17 protein-coding genes are annotated in these 18,628 nt (G+C 33.5%); 7 read left to right on the forward strand and 10 right to left on the reverse strand.

Annotation, left to right across the window (positions count from 1 at the left end; all coding sequences use genetic code 11):
• The 5 genes from pdxH to pyrR are packed head-to-tail and all read right to left on the reverse strand — an operon-like array spanning position 1 to position 3,422.
• A complete protein-coding gene (gene pdxH / locus ACFSQ0_RS04580; RefSeq protein ID WP_379044785.1) occupies positions 1-654 on the reverse strand; it encodes a pyridoxamine 5'-phosphate oxidase in 654 nt (217 codons plus the stop codon).
• 39 nt (positions 655-693) lie between these two features.
• Entirely contained in the window at positions 694-1,602 is a 909-nt protein-coding gene (locus ACFSQ0_RS04585) for a ribonuclease Z (protein ID WP_379044788.1), read from the reverse strand.
• Positions 1,603-1,612: 10 nt separating this feature from the next.
• Positions 1,613-1,951, reverse strand: coding sequence for a ribonuclease Z (locus ACFSQ0_RS04590; RefSeq protein ID WP_379044791.1), 339 nt, complete (start codon positions 1,949-1,951; stop codon positions 1,613-1,615).
• A complete protein-coding gene (locus ACFSQ0_RS04595) occupies positions 1,948-2,880 on the reverse strand; it encodes an aspartate carbamoyltransferase catalytic subunit (RefSeq protein ID WP_379044794.1) in 933 nt (310 codons plus the stop codon). Before ACFSQ0_RS04595 ends, ACFSQ0_RS04590 begins: the two co-directional genes overlap by 4 nt.
• Positions 2,877-3,422 carry a bifunctional pyr operon transcriptional regulator/uracil phosphoribosyltransferase PyrR gene (pyrR, locus tag ACFSQ0_RS04600; protein WP_379044797.1) on the reverse strand — a complete coding sequence of 182 codons (546 nt, stop codon included), beginning with the start codon at positions 3,420-3,422 and terminating at the stop codon, positions 2,877-2,879. Before pyrR ends, ACFSQ0_RS04595 begins: the two co-directional genes overlap by 4 nt.
• A gap of 197 nt (positions 3,423-3,619) precedes the next feature.
• Between pyrR and dnaN the strand changes: the two genes are divergently transcribed.
• From dnaN to ACFSQ0_RS04620, 4 genes are all read left to right on the forward strand, one after another.
• Positions 3,620-4,735, forward strand: a complete 1,116-nt coding sequence (dnaN, locus tag ACFSQ0_RS04605; protein ID WP_379044800.1) for a DNA polymerase III subunit beta — start codon at positions 3,620-3,622, stop codon at positions 4,733-4,735.
• A gap of 129 nt (positions 4,736-4,864) precedes the next feature.
• Positions 4,865-5,158: a phosphoribosylpyrophosphate synthetase gene (locus ACFSQ0_RS04610; protein ID WP_379044803.1), complete on the forward strand. Its 294-nt coding sequence runs from the start codon at positions 4,865-4,867 to the stop codon at positions 5,156-5,158.
• 81 nt (positions 5,159-5,239) lie between these two features.
• Positions 5,240-5,737, forward strand: a complete 498-nt coding sequence (locus ACFSQ0_RS04615) for a Dps family protein (protein WP_379044806.1) — start codon at positions 5,240-5,242, stop codon at positions 5,735-5,737.
• An 11-nt stretch (positions 5,738-5,748) separates the two neighbouring features.
• Positions 5,749-6,657 (forward strand): mechanosensitive ion channel family protein, encoded by a 909-nt coding sequence (locus tag ACFSQ0_RS04620; protein WP_379044809.1) that lies wholly within the window; start codon positions 5,749-5,751, stop codon positions 6,655-6,657.
• A gap of 55 nt (positions 6,658-6,712) precedes the next feature.
• On the opposite strand, the gene ACFSQ0_RS04625 is transcribed toward ACFSQ0_RS04620, so the two are convergent.
• On the reverse strand, positions 6,713-10,453 hold the full coding sequence (locus ACFSQ0_RS04625; RefSeq protein ID WP_379044811.1) for a metallophosphoesterase: 3,741 nt from the start codon (positions 10,451-10,453) through the stop codon (positions 6,713-6,715).
• Positions 10,454-10,508: 55 nt separating this feature from the next.
• On the opposite strand from ACFSQ0_RS04625, the gene ACFSQ0_RS04630 reads away from it, so the two are divergent.
• The gene (locus tag ACFSQ0_RS04630) at positions 10,509-11,693 is read left to right on the forward strand and encodes a Pycsar system effector family protein (protein WP_379044814.1); all 1,185 of its coding nucleotides are present in this window, start codon (positions 10,509-10,511) and stop codon (positions 11,691-11,693) included.
• 76 nt (positions 11,694-11,769) lie between these two features.
• Here ACFSQ0_RS04630 and ACFSQ0_RS04635 read toward each other — a convergent pair whose 3' ends face one another.
• A complete protein-coding gene (locus tag ACFSQ0_RS04635) occupies positions 11,770-14,151 on the reverse strand; it encodes a GAF domain-containing protein (protein ID WP_379044817.1) in 2,382 nt (793 codons plus the stop codon).
• Between the two features lie 138 nt (positions 14,152-14,289).
• Between ACFSQ0_RS04635 and ACFSQ0_RS04640 the strand changes: the two genes are divergently transcribed.
• Positions 14,290-15,405: a TlpA family protein disulfide reductase gene (locus tag ACFSQ0_RS04640; RefSeq protein ID WP_379044820.1), complete on the forward strand. Its 1,116-nt coding sequence runs from the start codon at positions 14,290-14,292 to the stop codon at positions 15,403-15,405.
• A 70-nt stretch (positions 15,406-15,475) separates the two neighbouring features.
• On the opposite strand, the gene ACFSQ0_RS04645 is transcribed toward ACFSQ0_RS04640, so the two are convergent.
• The 3 genes from ACFSQ0_RS04645 to ACFSQ0_RS04655 are packed head-to-tail and all read right to left on the reverse strand — an operon-like array spanning position 15,476 to position 17,670.
• Entirely contained in the window at positions 15,476-16,489 is a 1,014-nt protein-coding gene (locus ACFSQ0_RS04645; protein WP_379044823.1) for a hypothetical protein, read from the reverse strand.
• A gap of 24 nt (positions 16,490-16,513) precedes the next feature.
• The gene (locus ACFSQ0_RS04650; RefSeq protein WP_379044826.1) at positions 16,514-16,981 is read right to left on the reverse strand and encodes a copper resistance protein NlpE; all 468 of its coding nucleotides are present in this window, start codon (positions 16,979-16,981) and stop codon (positions 16,514-16,516) included.
• 41 nt (positions 16,982-17,022) lie between these two features.
• A complete protein-coding gene (locus ACFSQ0_RS04655; RefSeq protein WP_379044828.1) occupies positions 17,023-17,670 on the reverse strand; it encodes a rhomboid family intramembrane serine protease in 648 nt (215 codons plus the stop codon).
• A gap of 30 nt (positions 17,671-17,700) precedes the next feature.
• Between ACFSQ0_RS04655 and ACFSQ0_RS04660 the strand changes: the two genes are divergently transcribed.
• Positions 17,701-18,624 carry a lysophospholipid acyltransferase family protein gene (locus tag ACFSQ0_RS04660; RefSeq protein ID WP_379045376.1) on the forward strand — a complete coding sequence of 308 codons (924 nt, stop codon included), beginning with the start codon at positions 17,701-17,703 and terminating at the stop codon, positions 18,622-18,624.
• Positions 18,625-18,628 lie beyond the last annotated feature (4 nt).

Here is an 18,628-nt window from a genome sequence, read left to right on the forward strand (position 1 = left end):
TTAAGGGGCTAAGCGTTTTTTACTCCAATTGTTCTCTCCATTTTTGCTAAATAAAAACCTATCGTGCAAACGATTGGCTCTACCTTGCCAAAATTCTATTTCTGTGGGCTTTATTAAGTAACCTCCCCAGTGATCTGGACGTTTTATTTCTTTATTATTTTCTGCAACTTCTTTTTCTAAAGCACTTAATTTATCCTCCAAATATTCTCTGTTGGGAATTTCGTGACTTTGATTAGATACAATTGCGCCCATTTGACTGCCCTTAGGTCTTGAATAAAAATAAGCATCAGATTCTTTTGCATCTACCTTTTCGGCTAAGCCTTTAATAATCACTTGACGTTCAGCTTGAGGCCAGAAGAAACTAAGGTTTACCTTATTGTTTTTAGCTATAGCTTGCCCCTTGTCACTATTGTAATTGGTGTAAAAAATAAAACCATCTTTAGAGAAAGATTTTAGCAAAACAATTCTAGATTTCGGGAAACCGTCGGTTTCTATGGTTGTTAAGTTAACCGCATTCACTTCGTCTGCTAAATCATTTTCATCAATTTCTTTGAACCACTCCGTAAAGAGCATCATAGGATCCTTATTTTCTTTATCGAGATCTAAAGAAAATTTTTCATAAGATTTTCGGTAGTCGTGTAGTTTATTTTCCATACTGCAATTTACAAGATTATCAGTTAAGGAAAAACAAATTTAATCAAAAGTAATAGTTAGACCATCTTGAGCACAAATCACATTCTCAAAAAACTCCTGCGCTTCAATTTTAAAATTATTAATGTCATCATAGCGGGTAGAATAATGCCCTAGAATCAATTGTTGAACCTGTGCCTTTTTGGCGATTATGGCTGCTTGTTTGGCCGTAGAATGCATTGTAGAAGCACAAAGATGGGCGTGGCTTTCTAGAAAAGTTGCTTCGTGGTATAAAGCGGTTGCATTTTTTATTTGTTCAACTATTATAGGGTAGTATGCCGTATCACTGCAAAATGCATAACTTTTTGTAGGTTTAGGTGGTGCGGTTAATTTTTCATTGGGAATTAAATCGCCATTTTCAAGAAGTATATCTTTGCCTTTTACGATACTTTTATAATAGGCTTTATCTATTTCATAATTTAAAACCTCATTCATCAGAAGCTTTCGATCGCCCGGCTTTTCTTTAAATAAGAAACCGTTAGTATAAACACGATGATTTAGAGGTATAGTCTCAACAATTACTTTATCATCTTCTAAAAGTACCTGAGGCTGATTGGATTCAAGCTCATGAAAATACAGATTATAACAAGTCCAAGTTTTTGAATATTTTAATTGAAGAACAATTATTTCTTTAATTCCTTTAGGGCCATATATATGTAAATCTGTTTTTCGGCCCAATAAATTAAAGGTAGAAATAAGTCCTACCAAACCAAAAAAATGGTCTCCGTGAAGGTGAGATATAAATATATGTTTTATGCGTGAAAATTTGACTTTGTTTCTTCTTAGCTGCACTTGAGTACCCTCACCACAATCAATTAAAAATAAGTGATTTTTGATTTGCAAAACCTGTGATGTGGTATGATTAAAAGTTCTTGGGGTTGCCGAATAACAACCCAGTACAGTAAGCTGCATAAACAGTATATTAAAATGCGTCTAGATCACGTTCTATTTCTTCCATTTGAATGACATCCTCAGCTTCTTTTAAGGTTGGAACAACTATTAATTCCTCTGGCACCCGATCAATCATTATCGTATCATTTACTATAACAAAAGAGCATTTTTGTTTTCTGTGTTGATTGGATATACTTAAGAATAAAAGTAATTCTTCAAGCTCTAAGGTTCCGTACTTTAGAATATCAACAACCAAGTTCTTATTGCTAAAATCTTTGGGTATGCAATTCTTCAGGTAACTTACAAAAGACTTGATATCATTTTTTTCATCTCGCAACAAGGAATAGTTCTCTTTATTTTCTATAATCATAATTGTTTTATTTTAGCTGCCAATAAATAAATTACTGCCATTCTAACGGCCACCCCATTTTCAACTTGGTCAAGGATAATAGCCTGATCAGAATCAGCCAATTCACTAGATAATTCTACCCCTCTATTTATGGGTCCTGGATGCATAATCACCAGTTCTTTATTTAGCTTTTCCAGTCGCTTTTTTGTAAGACCGTATTGTTTTACATACTCCTTGGTACTCGGAAAATAATTAACGTCCATACGTTCATTTTGGACTCTCAACATATTAGCCACATCACACCCAGCCAAAGCCTTATCTAGATTTGTTTCAACTTTTACACCTAGTTTATGTAAGTGCTTCGGAATTAGCGTTTTTGGCCCACAAACCATTACCTCTGCTCCCATTTTTTTTAGCGCGTAGATATTACTTAAAGCAACTCGGCTATGAAGTATATCCCCAACAATCAGTACTCTTTTGCCGGCAATATCACCCAGTTCCTCTTGTATTGAAAAGGCATCTAATAAGGCTTGTGTAGGGTGTTCATGAGCGCCATCTCCAGCATTAATAATACTGGCGTCTACTTGCTTTGAAAGAAAGATACCGGCTCCAGGGTTAGGGTGACGCATAACCACCATATCCACTTTCATTGCTAAAATATTATTTACAGTATCTACTAGGGTTTCTCCCTTTTTAACCGACGAAGAAGCTGCCGAAAAGTTAACTACATCTGCACTTAACCGCTTCTCTGCTAATTCAAACGACAGTCTTGTTCTCGTACTGTTTTCAAAAAACAAATTAGCAATTGTAACATCTCTTAGAGAAGGGACTTTTTTTATCGGCCTATTAATTACCTCTTTAAAATGCTTAGCCGTTTTAAATATTAACGCTATATCTTCCTTCTTTAGGTATTTAATACCCAATAAGTGATTTACACTAAGCTCACTCATATTTTATTTTTTACTATATATACACTATCCTCTCCACTATTCTCTTTCCAATTTACCTCAACACGCTCTTGATTTATGGCATCTACTTGAACTCCGTTATAATCTGGCTGAATGGGTAAGTGCCTACTAAATCGTCTATCAATAAGAGTAAGAAGTTCTATTTCTTTTGGTCTACCAAAAGATTGAATGGCCGTTAGAGCTGCACGAATACTTCTTCCTGTATATAAAACATCATCAATAAAAATGACATTTTTATCTTCGACCAAAAAATCTATATGCGTTTTATTCGCTTCTAGGGTTTTTACCCCTCTCCTAAAATCATCCCGGTAAAAAGTAATATCTAATTGTCCCAATTTTAAAGCTTCAACTTTATAATTTTCTTTTAAAATTGCAGCAATACGCTCGGCTAAATAAATCCCTCTGGGTTGAATCCCGATAAGCACACAGTCATCAAATTTCGCATGTTTTTCGAGTAACTGACAAGCTAAACGCTGTAGGATTATTTCAATTTCTTTAGCATTTAAAAGAATTCTTTGACTCATGGGTTTAATTAATCTTATAACAAAAGCAAATGTAGTTAAATTTATTTTTTAGATTAACTCCTACCGTTCACAAAATTAAATTATCTAACCTTATGTAATTGTGAAAATCTCTGTTAATAAATACTTCTGCTATCTCGAGTTTAATTAATAGAATAAGATATATTTGTAATAGATAAATCTTTTGAATGATTGAAAATATGAAATTTATAGTCTCTAGTTCTTACCTATTAAAACAATTACAAGTTTTAGGTGGTGTAATAAACAACAATAATACTTTACCGATTTTAGATAATTTTTTATTTGAGCTTAATCAATCTGAGCTTGTAGTATCGGCTTCAGATTTAGAAACTACTATGTCTGCCAAACTTGAAGTAGATTCTAATGCCGAAGGAAAAATAGCTATACCAGCTAAACTATTATTGGATACACTAAAAACTTTTCCTGAACAGCCACTTACTTTCGTAGCAGAAAACAATACGTTAGAGCTGAGTTCTAGCCACGGTAAATATGCCTTGGCTTATGCCGATGGAGATGAATTTCCAAAAGCTGTAGAACTAGATCAACCTAATAGTACCAAGGTTCCGGCAGAAGTATTGGCAACAGCTATAAGTAAAACTTTATTTGCCTCTGGCAACGATGATTTAAGACCTGTAATGAGTGGAGTTTATTTTCAGTTTTCACCAGAAGGCCTAACTTTTGTAGCTACAGATGCGCATAAATTAGTTAAATATACGAGAGAAGATGTATCTGCACAAACAGAATCATCTTACATTATGCCTAAAAAACCATTAAATCTACTTAAAAGTATATTAGGTAACAGTGACAGCAATGTGTTATTATCATATGACGAATCAAATGCCAGATTTATTATAGAGGAAACTGAATTGGTCTGCCGCTTAATCGATGGTAAATATCCAAACTATGAAGCGGTAATACCTAAAGAAAACCCAAACAAACTAATAATAGATCGTGTTCAATTTCTGAATTCGGTTAAACGGGTTTCAATATTCTCCAATAAAACAACGCATCAAGTAAAGCTTAAAATTGCTGGTGCAGAATTAAACATATCTGCAGAAGATGTTGATTACAGCAATAAAGCAGAAGAAAGACTTACTTGTGATTATCAGGGAGATGATATGCAAATTGGATTTAACTCAAGATTTCTAACAGAGATGTTGAATAATTTAAATGCTAAAGAAGTGATGTTAGAAATGAGTCTTCCTAATAGAGCAGGAATTCTTACCCCAAAAGATGGTCTTGAGGAGGGTGAGCATGTAACCATGCTTGTAATGCCAGTAATGCTCAACAGCTAAGCAATATTATCTCATAAAAATTAGTAAAGGCAATGAAATTCATTGCCTTTTTTTGCGTTAAATTTATACTAAACAAGTCGTTTAAATTTGAATTCTTTGAGCATTATACTAAATTCAAACAAAAAAATTATGGAATATAAAACTTTATCACAAGCGATGAATCAATTAAAAGAAAAAGGGTATACTTATGATTTTAATTTATTGGATGAGCACATAGAAAACAAAAAAGACAAAGAAAGTTATAAACCAAATGAGTTTGAAATAGACAAGGTATATAGATTTGAAGGGATGTCTAATCCTTCAGATAATTCTATTCTTTACGCTATTACAACCAAAAATGGCAAAAAGGGATTATTGACAGATGCCTATGGCACCTATAGCGGGCAAATCTCTGAAGAACTCCTGAATAAATTAAAACGATAAAGAGATAAGTTAATTTTATATTAAATTGATCTACAATCATTTTTATTTATAGTATTTTTGTTTAAAATTAAAAAAGAAAATATGAGTTATTTAAATCTAAACAACGAAAAAACAAGTAAAACAGTTAAACAATTGGATGTTTTGCTGGCCGATTACCATATGTATTACCAGAAACTAAGAAACTTTCATTGGAATATTGTAGGTACTAGTTTTTTCTATTTGCACGAGCAATTTGAAGAAATGTATAACGATGCAAAAGAAAAAATTGATGAAATTGCAGAACGTATTTTAACCCTAAGATATCAACCCTCAAGTAACTATTCAGAATACTTAGACTTGTCAAACATTAAAGAATCGACTTCTAAAAAGACTGATAAAGCTATGGTAAAAGAACTTTTAGAGGATCATAGCAAAATTTTAAAGCAAATGCGTTTGGTGGTTGAAAAAGCAGATGACGCCGAGGATGAAGGAACAATTGATATGATTGGAGCATATATAGGTGAATTAGAAAAAACCAGTTGGATGCTAGATGCTTGGTCAATGAAAACCGAAGATACCCACAAAGCTATTGACGCATAATTGCACACTAAATGAAAGAAGAAGATTCAATTTTTAACATCACAGATGCCGTAGCCGATTTATGGAATAAATTAGGTAGTTGGTTAGATGCTTTAATACTAAAATTGCCAAATATTATTTTGGCAATTTTAGTATTAATCCTATTTTATTTATTGGCAAAATATAGCGTTAAACTAATTAGACGACTGTTAGAGCATAAAAACGTAGCACGCTCTATCATTAACATTTCAACAAGTGTTGTTAAAGTCATTGTAATTGCCATTGGTTTTTTCGTGGCCTTAGGCGTTTTAGATTTAAACAAAGTTTTAACCTCTGTGCTAGCTGGTGCTGGAGTGGTTGGTCTAGCCATTGGTTTAGCCCTTCAAGGCACCCTACACAATACTTTCTCTGGCGTAATACTCAGTTTTAGGCCAGAATTAGAAGTAGGAGATTGGATTGAGTCCAATGGTTTTTCAGGTGAGGTTATAGAAGTAAATTTACGTAATGTTGTCATTAAGCAATCCGATAACAATTTGGTGGTTATACCGAATGTGAAAATTGTTGAAAATCCTTTTAAAAATTTCTCTAATACTCAAAGATCACGTGTTTCACTCTCTTGCGGAGTAGGTTATGAATCTGATCTCGAAGTTGTTGAGAAAATCGCTAAATCGACAATTTCTGAATTATTTAATCAAGAAAATCTAGAAGAAGTTGAATTGGCTTATACCGAATTTGGTGATAGTTCTATTAATTTTACCATTCGGTTTTGGGCTGAGGTTTCTAAACAGCGGGATATTCTTTTTGCTAAACACAAAGCTATTGTAGCTCTTAAGAAAGCTTTTGATGAAAATGATATCAATATCCCATTCCCTATAAGAACATTAGATTTTGGAAAGAACAAGTTTAGATCTGAAACTATTTCTTTTCAGCAAAAAACATAAAATTTATTTTAATGTTAAGTCAAGAGTCAGGCGTTTGTGCCTGACTCTTTTTTATTTAAAAACTAACCCCAAAACCAAAGCTAAAGCGCCAACCTTCATCTCCATGAAATAAGTTTAAAGTACCGTTTACAGCATTGGCCGAAGTAATAAAAACACCACCACCATAATCTGGATGCCACTTACTACTTTCTTCTCCATCTAACCATACTCTACCTAAATCTGCTCCGCCAAACACTCCAATCTGAAACGGCAAAAAACGTGTTCTAAATTGATTAAAACTATACCGTAAATCTGCACCGGTAACTAAAAAAGATTCTCCTGTAAAACGTTCGTTCCTATATCCTCTTAAACCATTGTCGCCACCTAATTGCGCTCCTTGATAAAACTCAAAATCATCTCCCAGTAATACTTTAGAATTTAAGTGAGTTTTTAACACAAGTTTTCTATTAGTAGAAATCGCATTGTAAAATAATATTGAAGGCTCTATTCTCCCAAAATATCTTTGAGTGTTTTTTGTGTTAATCGTAGCGCCTAGATTCAATTTAAACTCCATCCCGCGCGAAGGGTTTAAATAATTATCATAACTCTCATAGGTATAACTTGCATCTAATTTTGCAAAGTATTTCCGTTCAAATAAATTCGGGGCGCTGAGTGAAGCTATTTCAGTTATATAACGGTTAGGCGAGTCATCCAATTCAACCGTTTCAAACCCTAAACTAGCTTCAAAAACACTACCAAAAGGAGTTCTATTTATGGCTCCCAACGCTACTTCTGTACGGCTAATTTTAACTCTATTATAGTCATAGCTTTTGTTCTGCGTATGTTCTTGATTTCTTGTGTTGTTACCTAATCCAAAATAATTCGCCGCAAAATTGTGACTGGTAGTTCGACCTTTGGCCCATAAATTATAGTTTCCAAAGATATTCGCCCATTCTCCTCTCCCTTCTAAATCAAATCCCTTTGTAGCAAAATAATATCCGGCTTTTAATTTGTATTGAGAAGAGTATGGGTTACGTTTAAACTTATTGATGGTATAGGTACCTTGCAGGCCTATGATTGCACCATCATCTGGGTTATAGCCCAAGGCGGGTAATATGGTAGATGCGTTATATATACGTTTATCCTTATCAAAATTATTTATTTCATAACTATCCGTTAATCTAATTTTTGCATTTATGGCTTCATCAAAGGTATTAGGCAAAGATTTATGATCATAAATTTTTAAATTATATTTATTATAGACCTTGTAAATATCATTATTTTGGCCTCCAATAATTTTTAAATGAATTGGGTTTCGCCCCTTCCCATCAATTAAAAACTCATCGTCATCATCTAAACCATACACCCAAATTTCATTTGTTTCACTTTTTTTATACACTTTATCGCTAACCAAGTATTTTCTTGCCCCTTTTATGTTTCTGTAAATAGCAACACGAGTATCTCCATTTTTTAGTCTAGTAATATCAATATAATCATCTTTATCTGTGGCGGTAACGATGGCCAATCTGGCTATATAATCATAATATTTAGTGGCAATTTCTGCTAAATTATCTCTTCTTTTCTTTAAGGTTTCTAGTATGTACTGAGTGGATTCGTGTTGATATATTTCTTTAGGAAGTCTTTTAAAAGCTATTTCGATGTCTTCATCTTTCAAATTTTGTTGAATAAATTTAGATTGTTGAATCCAAGCTCCTTTTCCTTGATTTTGAATTAAAGTACGGTCTAATCCGGCTGCAGCCGAATTAAACCAAGCTAAATCTTTAATCATGGGCTCATAAGTCCCAAATTGATTGGCAAAACCCGCTATTCCTCTAACCGTGGCAAAAAAAGCACCATCATAATTAGAAAATACTTGATCGCGATCTCGTGGTATAGGATAAAAAACTTTATCACCATTTGGCATTTTATTTTCACCCCATCGCCATTGATCTTGGTGCCTGTCCCAATCACCTAAAAGCATATCAAACAGTCTGGCACGTATATAGGCAGACTCGTCTAATTTATATTCTTCATCACGTCTTAGATGTTCAAACAATCCTGAACTGCTTTGAATATCTTTGTTTGGATTGTTAAATTTACCAGAGCCTAACCAATCATCTTCAGGTCTTTCAACAAGCATATATATTTCATCGCCATACTCGTCATTATAGTTCCCTAAAGCGGCTTGTTTGGGAATGTAAAACAACTTAGGATTAGTATGAGCTACACCAATAGCTTTAGCCAGTGTAGGCACAACAAGAAATCCATAAGGATGTGCAGCCGTATAAAAATCTTCAATAGCTTCTTGAGCTAAAGTATTTTTGAAATCATCTTTAATTTTTTTATCCTTAAAGGCGACCGTTTGTAAAAATTGAAGTGCATTCTTTTTTAATGCTCGTAAATTATAATCCCTTCCTTGTTTATCCTCCAATCGCAAAGATTTAGTCTGATGACCACCTCCTGCACGAACAACTTTTAATCCGCCGTAGAGTGTATCTAGAAAAGCAACTGGCACTTGAATCTCCTGGTAATAGAGATCTCTGTAATGATTGCCCCAAATACTGGTGAATAATTTGTTTTTTTCTTTTTCTTGGTCTGCGTTTTTATAGATTGAAGCTTTGATGAATTTTTGTTTATATTTTGTAAAATCTTTTATAAACCGATCTGGACTTTTTCTAGATGGAAAAACTTCTTTGCGATAAATTTCATTTAACTTTCCATCTTTTAAATTATAAAATCGAACAAAGGTAGAGCCGTCTTTAAAAATATCGTATACCGCCATACCTTGACCAGGATAAGCAAATTGACCTGTATTTCTTAAGTTGGCGTAAGATAATTTAGATCCAGATCCAGAAACAATTTGATGTACTCCCTCAAAAATATTATACTGTAAATTGTGTTCGTGCCCCGAAACGAAAATGACATTCTCATATTCATGAGCAATAGTAGACAAACGGTCAACCATAGATTTATAACGCTCGTTTTGAGCGTCCTGAATACTTACTCCGCCAGTTGTGCGTATCAATGCAGCTAAAGAACCTAGAATGGGTAATGGAATGGTCTTTTGTGAAGGATAAAGATGCCTTTCTATTGGATAGGTACCACCATGTACACCATTAGTATAAAGCGGGTGGTGTGTAGCCACAACAATATTCTTATTTTGATTTTTCTTTAATTCTGATTCAAATTCCTGTAAAAAAGCTTCCCTAGTTTTAATTTCGGGGCAATTATCATTAATAGTAGGGCTTTTGTCCCAATTTTCTAGATACCACTGTGTGTCTAAAATAATTAAGGCCACATCATCTGAAATATCACGCACCTCAAAGCCACAACCTGTTTTGGGTGCCCAAGTATCTTTTTTATTGGGCATATGTTTGGCAATAAAATCACGCTGTTCTTTTAGGCTATGAATTCTGTTATGATACCAATCGTGATTTCCTGGTATGAATACTACCTCACCAAGACTTGGTGTACTCGCCTCAATTTGAACTCCCATACGATATTCAGCCTCAGCTCTACCAGGATCTCCTACTTCTGGCATTCCGTCTGGGTATATGTTATCCCCTAAAAATAAAGTATGTGAATTTTTCACATTAAATGCTTCTAAGGCTTGTTCAAAAACTTTCATACCATCAGATTTCCCATTTTCTTTGGCATAGCCGGCATCGCCTACGAGTAAAAAGCGATGCGCCAGTTCTTTATGAGCCGGATAGCTGGTATCTAAAAATTCTTGTTGGTTTCTATATTTTGGTTCATAAGAGGCACATCCTAAAAAAAATAATACCGAAATTGTTAGAAGTATGTTATTTTTAATCATAAATATAAATACAGTTTACTTTTTTTGTACTTTGCTTTATTAAACGAGGCACCTTATGAAAGATTTAATAGCACAAACAGAAACTTTTGTTTTTGAATTATTCGCTACAAAATTACCTAATACATTTGTTTATCACAATTTCAATCATACAAAGCGCGTTGTTAAAAGTACCAAAGAATTAATTGAAAATTCTGAAATTCATGTTAAAGAGCATCAACCGCTGATCTTAGCCGCCTGGCTACATGACACTGGTTACACCAAGACTTACAAACAACACGAAGATGAAAGTATTAAAATTTCACAGGATTTCTTAAGCCAGGTAAATGCCGACGCTGATTTGATTGATAGGGTTTGTCATTATATAGAGCAAACAAAAAGCCATATTGAACCCAAGCAAATAGGAGATAAAATTATAAAAGATGCAGATTACTCTCATTTAGCCAAAGATTATTTCGAAGATATAAGTGAATTATTAAGGCAAGAGCTCAAATTATTGAATATCAAAAACTGTTCACCAACAGAGTGGATTGCAGAAAACATCGAGCTCTTTACTGTGAAACATCAGTTTTATACACCACATGCCGTAAAAAACTGGAAAGCTCAGAAAGAAGAAAATCTATTAGAACTGCTCCAAAGTCAGCAAAAGCTTAAAAAGAAATTAGATAAGGAAAGAGTAAAAGCCAAGTTAAAAGCAAAATACAAAAGTAATAATCCAGACCGCGGAATTCAAACCCTTTATCGCACCGCCTTGCGCAATCATATTAAATTAAGTGATATTGCAGACACCAAAGCTAACATTTTACTTTCTGTAAATGCCATTATAATTTCATTAGCACTTGCCAACATTATACCCAAATTAGATGCAGCCTCAAACCGCCACTTAATGATGCCTACTTTGGTTTTGGTTTGTTTTAGTGTTGCATCAATGATTTTATCAATCATGTCTACCCGGCCTAATGTTGGTACGGGTGAATTCACAAAGGAGCAAGTAAAAAACAGAGAAGTAAACATTCTGTTTTTTGGTAATTTTCATAAAATGAAATTTGATCAATATAAATGGGCAATTGATGAAATTCTAAAAGATAATGATTATATCTACGAAGCCCTAACCAAGGATCTTTACCTTTTAGGAATTGTTTTAAATAGAAAATATAAATTATTGAGATGGACCTATACCATATTTATGACCGGTATAATCATATCGGTAATAGCTTTTATTTTAGCTTTTAGCACAATTTAAAAACGGCAAATAAATAACACTACTTTTTTCATCTATTTAATTTGGTATTAAGCATAGACTAATTCTTTGGTTTGCTTTACGGATTTAATTCGTTCATCAAATCTTCATAGGTAAACTTAATTTGATTAGGTTCATCTGGCAGATGATATAAAACTCTAACGCGTAAGGCTTTTAAACCTATTACTCCTTGTACATCTTCAAGTTCTAGTTTTTCTATTTCATCACCTAGATAATTCTTTTTCTGTAAATATTTAATATAGCGTAGATACTCTAATTCATCTGTTTTTTGTGAGTAAATAATAGCGATTTTACCTTTTTGCGTTATACGCTCTTCGGTGTTTTTAATAAAAGCCTTATCTATTCGTTTCTTGATAATTTCATATCGTGCATTATATGTGCCGTCTACATCAAATTTTTTCTCATCCATTCTATATTTAATGGATAAAGTTGAACTAAAAACCAATATGAGTGATGCAGCGTCTAATTTTAAAGCTAAGTCTTCTTGAATAGAATAAAACTTATTCTCCATCTCGCACATTGTTTGCAACTGCCATAGCCTTAAGTTATAAAGATAAACTTTATGAAACGGCCTGTTATTTACCAAAGCAGCTCCAATATACATATTATGCTCTACCCCATCAGTTTTATAACGTTCAAAATAATGCGGATACATTTTCTGGGCTTCTTTTTGTTGCTTATCTAAATAACGCGATAAACTGCGATTGATACGTTGAACCGTATCATCATAATTTTTTCTATGGTTATAAATAACACCAGATTGAGAGTTTAAATCTTCTCTATAGGCATCTATTTCTTGCCTTAAACTCTTTTCATTGGTTCTTATGTGATCAATTAAAGGATCTAACTCATCAAAGATAAAGTTCATTATGCGTTGCTCACTAGACGCATTTAAATTTTCTTGCAATTCTTCTTGAAACTCATTTATTCTAAAAATAATTTGTTCATAAATAGGTATTGCTTCTAATTCAAAAGCTTTTTCTACCAGTTTGGTAATGACTTGCAATTGGCTCAATAAGTCTTTTTGAATGGCTTTATTTCGTTCGTCAGAAGAGCCAACAATATCAATTTGTCCATATAAGGGATAAATGTCTTTAAAGCCTATATCTCTAAATGAAGCGATCCCATCCTGCTCTAAATCGTTAATATAGCGCTCGGCTTCTTCTTCAAAAATCCATAAAACACTTGGGTGAATACTAGTGCATTCAGATTGTATTACTGCTTTAACTCTATTTTCAAATTCTGCTTTATTTCGCTCGACAGCCATTACAATATAGGGTATAATATCGTCTAACTTTGATGCGTTAATACGATTTAACTCGTTTTTACGCAACGAACCCAGTTCTAAAACCCCCATTAATTCATTACCTCGCGCTACAGGAGCAAAGATGCTACTTTTTATTCCGTGGGCCAATAAATTCTCAGCTAGTAAATTATGCTTGGTTTTTATAGCGTATTGCTCAACGTTTGCAATCACAAAATTTTCTTTCTTCTCGATTAATTGATTAATACCCTGTTGGCATAAAGCTTTTGGACAATTAACACAATCATCCTGGTCTAAAATAAAACTATTGATGTAAGAGCTTTTATCTTGACTCATTTTCACAAACTTATTGTTTGCTTGATCATACAAAGTGAAGCCTATTTTTAAATCTGGTAATTTAAAAATAGATCTAAAAATCTCTATTAAGCTCGCCATTGTAGATTCTGGTAACTTCTTATTAAGCAATTCAGATTTCAAATCAGAAATACCATCGTCTATGGTAATATCAGTAAGGTTCAGAAGAGTAAACCCTTTAAAGATATAACTATTGGGCGGAAATTTTTCTTTCCATATCTCAAGATCATCTGGGTTTAACAACAGCTCGTCTACATCTGCATCGGTAATATCTGGAGCGCTATTTGTCTTATGAAACTGAATAAAATCTGCATTTACAGATAAACGGTAGGTTTTTATGATCCCTTCTTTATTTGGTATATCATAATAGATTGGTCGACTAAAATCTATTTTATAGTTATAAAAAGTGTTTAAGATAAGTACACAACCACTTACATAATCTAACTGCTTATCAAAATTTCTGGGTGTTAATTCAAAATTTTTACCAGCCTCATTCAATATTCGTTCGAACCGAGCAGAAATAGCTAAGAAAATGTCGGTTTTTGGCACCGCTGCGGCTTTAATTTCATTTTCGGTTAAAAGATCTGGAAACAAATCGTCTAATAAGGTAATAATAGGTTGCTCATAATCAGATAGTCGCTCCAAGTCTTCAACGCCCGTTTCCAACTCCGGAAAATCCTCAATATAATCAAGTAATTCTTTCAAATATTTTTTAGCCAAAGGTTTCTTCTCGGTTGTTAACCGAGCCTTATACGCGTCTATAACCTTTTTAAAACCAACTTGAATAGAAAATGGAAAATCTTCTTTTGTTTTTTGTCTCAAATTACCTACCATATTTAAAATTAAAGCTCTTAAAAGAGATTACAAAAATAAGCGTTTAAAATTAACAAGAATTTATATCGTCAAATTTATATTGTACTTTAAAGTAAATATATTTGCAAGAATAAAAATTTTACAACAATGAAAAAACTATTTCTACTCTTCACAAGTTTAGGCCTTATAGCTTGTGGTTCTAAAAATAATGATAACGATAATACTTTAATGGCTAGTATAGATGCTGAAGAGGGTTCTGCTGTATATTTCTCTACCTTAAATGATAACGGTTCGCCAGAGCCAAAAGACACTGTACTGGTAAAAGATGGTAAGATTAATTTAGCTCTCCCTAATACGGATTATCAGGGGCTAGGGATATTAAAGCTAGAAAATAATGCCAATGGGAACGTATTATTTGTTTATGAAAATGAGAAAATTGAAGGTGAAATACATGCCGATAGTTTAAGTAAAACTGACTTAAAAGGAGGTGATAACCAAGATTTGCTACAAGAGTACATGCATTTTCTTAATAAGCAACAAAAAGCTGGTAAAGCTCTATCTGAAAAGTTTAGAAACCCAGAATTACAGGAAAATCCCGCATTAGCGAGTCAGTTAAATGAAGAGCGTGATGCATTTATTGAAAAGGAAAGTAAGTTTAGAAAAGAGCTTATAAAGAATAACCCTAATTCATTGGTATCTGTAATGATACTTTCTGATATGCTCAATATGAACCGTTCTAGCCTTCCAGAAATCAAAAGTTTATTTGAAGGGCTTTCAGACAAGGCGCAAAGCACTCCAGCCGGTAAACGCATAGCAACTTTTATAAAAACTAATGAAGCTACCTCTGAAGGAAGTATGGCTCCTAATTTCACCGCTAAAACACCAGAAGGCGAAGACCTTAGTTTAAAAGATGCAATGGGTGAAGTTACCCTGATTGATTTTTGGGCAGCTTGGTGTAAACCCTGTAGAATGGAAAATCCGAACGTGGTAAAAATGTATAATAAATACCACGATAAAGGTTTAAATATTATTGGAGTTTCATTAGATAAAACTAAAGATGCTTGGGTGAAAGCTATTGAAGATGACCAACTTGACTGGTACCATGTTTCTAATTTAAAATATTGGAATGACCCTATTGCTAAAATGTATCAAGTACGATCTATACCTTCTACTTTTCTCTTAGATAAGGATGGCAAAATTGTCGCCAAAAATTTAAGAGGCCAAGCTTTAGAAAATAAAGTTGCAGAATTATTGGGTGAATAATTTGTTGAAATACTCTTTAAATAAAAAGGCGCTTGTTACTTCAAGCGCCTTTATATTTTACGACCTTTAGCTACCACAAAAAGGGATAATCTTGCTCTGCATAGCCGATCACCCAAGGCCAATAATTGGGCTCCTTAACGCCATGAAACCATAAACGCAATTTCCCATCTTGAATAATACCATCTGGAGCTGTTACTTCATTATCCCAATAAAATTCAGGTTTGATAACAGCATTGGGGTACACTTCAAAATCTCCAAAAAAAGTTTTCGACCTAGCTAATCCTATGCTTCTATCTGTAGAGAAGGGAATTAACCAATACCCATCTATTTTTGATTTTAGCAAACTTGCTTCATTAACATCTGGGCTAAAACCAATATCCGCACTAGTTAAAAGTGGCTCTCCTATTTTAGTCCATACCCTACCATCACTTGATGTTGCTCCTAAAATTCTTATACCAGCATTTGTAGCCGTCCAGTTTTGTGAAACATTCCAACCGGCATAAACCATATAAAATAATCCTTCTTCAAAAATAACACCTGGACTAGTTAAAGCATGATGATCAAAAGCTGAAGGGTCTGTAATATTTCTATTAATTATGGGACCATCCTCAGACGATGAAATTCTATCAAAGTCGAATCCGTTTTGAGAAGTTGCCAATCCTATTTCATAATTTTGAACGTGTTCATTATCAGACTCTCCTTCCCTATAACCTGTATAGTACATATAAAACAAGTTATCCACTTTTACCACTTCGGGAGTTTCTAAGGTATTATCCCATGCTGAGGATCTTTTTTTAAGCGCCAGGTAATCATCAGTAATATTGTTACTGGGATTCATCCATGATTTGCCATTATCTAATGAATAGACTACTGCAATTCCGCCTTCTGCGGTGAAATACATAAAAAGTGTATCTCTCAGCATAAGTACAGAAGGATCGGCTGCTAAGCCAAAAGAACTTTCAAATACAGGCTCTGGGGTTCTATTGAATAAACCATCAAATTCTGTAATATTTTCATCTTCTTTTGTGCAGGCTGCACAAAGGAGAACTAAGATTAGGAGGCTAGAAACAGTAGGTTTAAACATTCTTTGTTACGGTATTGAAGAATCTTACTTTTTCATCAAATAATAGGAAGCAGCAAGATCTCCTTCAATTTCCTCTCTAGCTTGGTTTAACTGAATAAGCTTATTTTCTAAAACCCTATAATAAGTGGGGCCGTCTTCTTCCTTAAGTTCAATTTCATTTCCACTTTCATTCCAAACAAACTTACCTGAAGAAATAAATGGCTCTTCATTTTCATCTAAATAAATTTCTTGCTTTTGATAGGTCATATCTTCATTTAGCACAATTGCCGTTTCTATTCCTCCACAATCTGCACATGGTAAAACCCCTTCGTAGGTCGCAGCCCAATCTAATGAAATACGACTGGTATGCTCATCGATAGTCACTTCAGGTTCCTGCTCTTCAGGTTCAACCCCCTCAATACGCGCATCTTCAACACGAGAATTTTTTTGATCTGTTTTGCAAGAAAACAAAAGAGCAATTAAAATAAATAATAATAAACTGTTAGATTTCATAATTCAAAACATTTAGTTACTTATCTAAAATAAACAGAAGCTTATAGTTTACCTATTCTTTTAAGAAAAAATAACAGAATTAAAGGAATTAATAACAATATGGCCATAAGCAAATTGGTTTGTAATAGGCTTGGTGCTAAAACAAGACTAATAAAGTAACCTGCCATGGCTCCACCAAAATGCGCATCATGCCCTATTAAATCATTTTGTGCTTTCATTCCGTAAAGGGTGTAGAGTAAGTACCCTATTCCAAAAACATATGCAGGAATGGGAATAATAAAAAATAAGCCCAACATCATATCTGGACGCAATAAAATAGCCGAGTAAAGCACTCCCATAACTGCTCCACTTGCACCTACAGCACTATAATAGCTGTTTTTTTTATGCATCATAAACGAGAATAAATTACCCGCAATTAAACTACCTAAATAAATGATAATGAAAGCAAATACACCAAGATCATAAATTACCACATTGGCAAAAAAGTACAGCGTAAGCATATTCACCAAGAGGTGCGTAGGGTCAACATGTAAAAAGCCAGAACTTAAAAAACGAACACGCTCTCCATTTTTGATTGGCCCTACCATAAATTTATAACGATTAAAAAAATTGGTGTCTTGAAAGCCTTTAAATGATACGATTACGTTGATGGCTATAAGCAATAATGTGACTAATTCTATACTATTCATGTAACATTGGTTTGTGTTCAAAGATAGTATATCTTTGCAACAAAATGCACCTCCATGCAACGATTGATATTTGTTATTAGTTACCCTTTTTTATGGGTTCTTGCCATTTTACCATTTCCATTACTTTATATGATTTCTGATTTTGTCTACTTGTGGGTTTATCATGTAATTGGCTATAGAAGAAAAGTAGTAGAACAAAATCTTGCTTTGGCTTTTCCAAAATTATCAGCCAGTAAAAGAAATAAAATCCGTAAAGAATTTTATCATTATTTTTGCGATTCATTTTTAGAAATGATTAAAACCCTAAAAATGAGCGATGAACAACTAAAAACCCGTTTTAAGATTTTAAATCCAGAATTGCTCAAAGAAATAGAAGGCCAGAAAAAAAGTTATATTTTATTAATGGGTCATTATGCTAGCTATGAATGGGTTCACGCATTGCACTTTCATTCTATTACTTTTAAAGCTTATGGTGTTTATAAGCCTATTAAAAATAAATATTTTGACAAGCTTATTCGCAAAATTAGAGGAAAGTACAATACCCACATGCTGCCCAACAAAACAGTGCCTAAAATAATGTTAAAAAATAAAAAAAATAAAACATTAAGCAGTTATGGCTTGGTTGCCGACCAATCTCCAAGACCCAAAAACGCAAAACACTATGTAAACTTTTTTAATCATAAAGTCCCCTCATTCGTCGGACCTGAATATCTTGCTAAAAAACTGAATCTTAGCGTTGTTTACCTTAAGGTTAATAAGGTAAAAAGAGGAAGATACGAAGCTGAATTACTACCTATAACCTATACCCCTAAGCGTTACGAGGATTTTAAATTAACCGATTTGTATTACGATTTACTCGAAAAACAAATAAACGAAAATCCTGCTTATTATTTATGGACACACAAAAGATGGAAACACAAATTGAGTGGATTTGATGCTGAAAAGACTTCTTAAAATC

Source organism: Mesonia sediminis, from assembly GCF_042684705.1.
Lineage (GTDB): Bacteria > Bacteroidota > Bacteroidia > Flavobacteriales > Flavobacteriaceae > Mesonia > Mesonia sediminis.

What these genes read in the sequence shown, in the direction of transcription:
- pdxH (WP_379044785.1), bottom strand. Translation starts at nt 654, where the DNA reads ATGGAAAATAAACTACACGACTACCGAAAATCTTATGAAAAATTTTCT.
- ACFSQ0_RS04585 (WP_379044788.1), bottom strand. Translation starts at nt 1,602, where the DNA reads ATGCAGCTTACTGTACTGGGTTGTTATTCGGCAACCCCAAGAACTTTT.
- ACFSQ0_RS04590 (WP_379044791.1), bottom strand. Translation starts at nt 1,951, where the DNA reads ATGATTATAGAAAATAAAGAGAACTATTCCTTGTTGCGAGATGAAAAA.
- ACFSQ0_RS04595 (WP_379044794.1), bottom strand. Translation starts at nt 2,880, where the DNA reads ATGAGTGAGCTTAGTGTAAATCACTTATTGGGTATTAAATACCTAAAG.
- pyrR (WP_379044797.1), bottom strand. Translation starts at nt 3,422, where the DNA reads ATGAGTCAAAGAATTCTTTTAAATGCTAAAGAAATTGAAATAATCCTA.
- dnaN (WP_379044800.1), top strand. Translation starts at nt 3,620, where the DNA reads ATGAAATTTATAGTCTCTAGTTCTTACCTATTAAAACAATTACAAGTT.
- ACFSQ0_RS04610 (WP_379044803.1), top strand. Translation starts at nt 4,865, where the DNA reads ATGGAATATAAAACTTTATCACAAGCGATGAATCAATTAAAAGAAAAA.
- ACFSQ0_RS04615 (WP_379044806.1), top strand. Translation starts at nt 5,240, where the DNA reads ATGAGTTATTTAAATCTAAACAACGAAAAAACAAGTAAAACAGTTAAA.
- ACFSQ0_RS04620 (WP_379044809.1), top strand. Translation starts at nt 5,749, where the DNA reads ATGAAAGAAGAAGATTCAATTTTTAACATCACAGATGCCGTAGCCGAT.
- ACFSQ0_RS04625 (WP_379044811.1), bottom strand. Translation starts at nt 10,453, where the DNA reads ATGATTAAAAATAACATACTTCTAACAATTTCGGTATTATTTTTTTTA.
- ACFSQ0_RS04630 (WP_379044814.1), top strand. Translation starts at nt 10,509, where the DNA reads ATGAAAGATTTAATAGCACAAACAGAAACTTTTGTTTTTGAATTATTC.
- ACFSQ0_RS04640 (WP_379044820.1), top strand. Translation starts at nt 14,290, where the DNA reads ATGAAAAAACTATTTCTACTCTTCACAAGTTTAGGCCTTATAGCTTGT.
- ACFSQ0_RS04645 (WP_379044823.1), bottom strand. Translation starts at nt 16,489, where the DNA reads ATGTTTAAACCTACTGTTTCTAGCCTCCTAATCTTAGTTCTCCTTTGT.
- ACFSQ0_RS04650 (WP_379044826.1), bottom strand. Translation starts at nt 16,981, where the DNA reads ATGAAATCTAACAGTTTATTATTATTTATTTTAATTGCTCTTTTGTTT.
- ACFSQ0_RS04655 (WP_379044828.1), bottom strand. Translation starts at nt 17,670, where the DNA reads ATGAATAGTATAGAATTAGTCACATTATTGCTTATAGCCATCAACGTA.